At 53.4% G+C, this 2,247-nt stretch carries 1 rRNA gene; it reads right to left on the bottom strand.

Features of this window, described 5'->3' with window-relative positions:
* A 23S ribosomal RNA gene (locus OTG14_RS23630) occupies positions 1–2,247 on the bottom strand; the annotation flags it as partial.

Genomic DNA, 2,247 nt, shown 5'->3' with positions numbered 1-2,247 from the left:
TCAGGGAGAACTCATCTCGGGGCAAGTTTCGTGCTTAGATGCTTTCAGCACTTATCTTTTCCGCATTTAGCTACCGGGCAGTGCCATTGGCATGACAACCCGAACACCAGTGATGCGTCCACTCCGGTCCTCTCGTACTAGGAGCAGCCCCCCTCAATTCTCCAGCGCCCACGGCAGATAGGGACCGAACTGTCTCACGACGTTCTAAACCCAGCTCGCGTACCACTTTAAATGGCGAACAGCCATACCCTTGGGACCTACTTCAGCCCCAGGATGTGATGAGCCGACATCGAGGTGCCAAACACCGCCGTCGATATGAACTCTTGGGCGGTATCAGCCTGTTATCCCCGGAGTACCTTTTATCCGTTGAGCGATGGCCCTTCCATTCAGAACCACCGGATCACTATGACCTGCTTTCGCACCTGCTCGAGCCGTCACTCTCGCAGTCAAGCTAGCTTATGCCATTGCACTAACCTCCTGATGTCCGACCAGGATTAGCTAACCTTCGTGCTCCTCCGTTACTCTTTGGGAGGAGACCGCCCCAGTCAAACTACCCACCAGACACTGTCCGCAACCCGGATCACGGGTCTACGTTAGAACACCAGCCATTAAAGGGTGGTATTTCAAGGACGGCTCCACGCAGACTGGCGTCCACGCTTCAAAGCCTCCCACCTATCCTACACATCAAGGACCAGTGTTCAGTGTCAAGCTATAGTAAAGGTTCACGGGGTCTTTCCGTCTTGCCGCGGGTACACTGCATCTTCACAGCGAGTTCAATTTCACTGAGTCTCGGGTGGAGACAGCCTGGCCATCATTACGCCATTCGTGCAGGTCGGAACTTACCCGACAAGGAATTTCGCTACCTTAGGACCGTTATAGTTACGGCCGCCGTTTACCGGGGCTTCGATCAAGAGCTTCGCGTTGCCGCTAACCCCATCAATTAACCTTCCGGCACCGGGCAGGCGTCACACCGTATACGTCCACTTTCGTGTTTGCACAGTGCTGTGTTTTTAATAAACAGTTGCAGCCAGCTGGTATCTTCGACTGATTTCAGCTCCACCCGCAGGGGCTTCACCTACATATCAGCGTGCCTTCTCCCGAAGTTACGGCACCATTTTGCCTAGTTCCTTCACCCGAGTTCTCTCAAGCGCCTTGGTATTCTCTACCTGACCACCTGTGTCGGTTTGGGGTACGATTTGATGTTACCTGATGCTTAGAGGCTTTTCCTGGAAGCAGGGCATTTGTTACTTCAGCACCGTAGTGCCTCGTCATCACACCTCAGCGTTAAAAGGTACCGGATTTACCTGGAACCTCCGCCTACATGCTTAAACCGGGACAACCGTCGCCCGGCTAACATAGCCTTCTCCGTCCCCCCTTCGCAGTAACACCAAGTACAGGAATATTAACCTGTTTCCCATCGACTACGCCTTTCGGCCTCGCCTTAGGGGTCGACTCACCCTGCCCCGATTAACGTTGGACAGGAACCCTTGGTCTTCCGGCGAGCGGGCTTTTCACCCGCTTTATCGTTACTTATGTCAGCATTCGCACTTCTGATACCTCCAGCATGCCTCACAGCACACCTTCAACGGCTTACAGAACGCTCCCCTACCCAACAACACATAGTGTCGCTGCCGCAGCTTCGGTGCATGGTTTAGCCCCGTTACATCTTCCGCGCAGGCCGACTCGACCAGTGAGCTATTACGCTTTCTTTAAATGATGGCTGCTTCTAAGCCAACATCCTGGCTGTCTGTGCCTTCCCACATCGTTTCCCACTTAACCATGACTTTGGGACCTTAGCTGGCGGTCTGGGTTGTTTCCCTCTTCACGACGGACGTTAGCACCCGCCGTGTGTCTCCCGTGATAACATTCTTCGGTATTCGTAGTTTGCATCGGGTTGGTAAGCCGGGATGGCCCCCTAGCCGAAACAGTGCTCTACCCCCGAAGATGAGTTCACGAGGCGCTACCTAAATAGCTTTCGGGGAGAACCAGCTATCTCCCGGTTTGATTGGCCTTTCACCCCCAGCCACAAGTCATCCGCTAATTTTTCAACATTAGTCGGTTCGGTCCTCCAGTTAGTGTTACCCAACCTTCAACCTGCCCATGGCTAGATCACCGGGTTTCGGGTCTATACCCTGCAACTTAACGCCCAGTTAAGACTCGGTTTCCCTTCGGCTCCCCTATACGGTTAACCTTGCTACAGAATATAAGTCGCTGACCCATTATACAAAAGGTACGCAGTCACACCAC

Source organism: Enterobacter pseudoroggenkampii (genome assembly GCF_026420145.1).
In the GTDB taxonomy this organism is placed as follows: Bacteria; Pseudomonadota; Gammaproteobacteria; order Enterobacterales; family Enterobacteriaceae; genus Enterobacter; species Enterobacter pseudoroggenkampii.
This window is presented reverse-complemented; position numbering and strand designations above follow the sequence as displayed.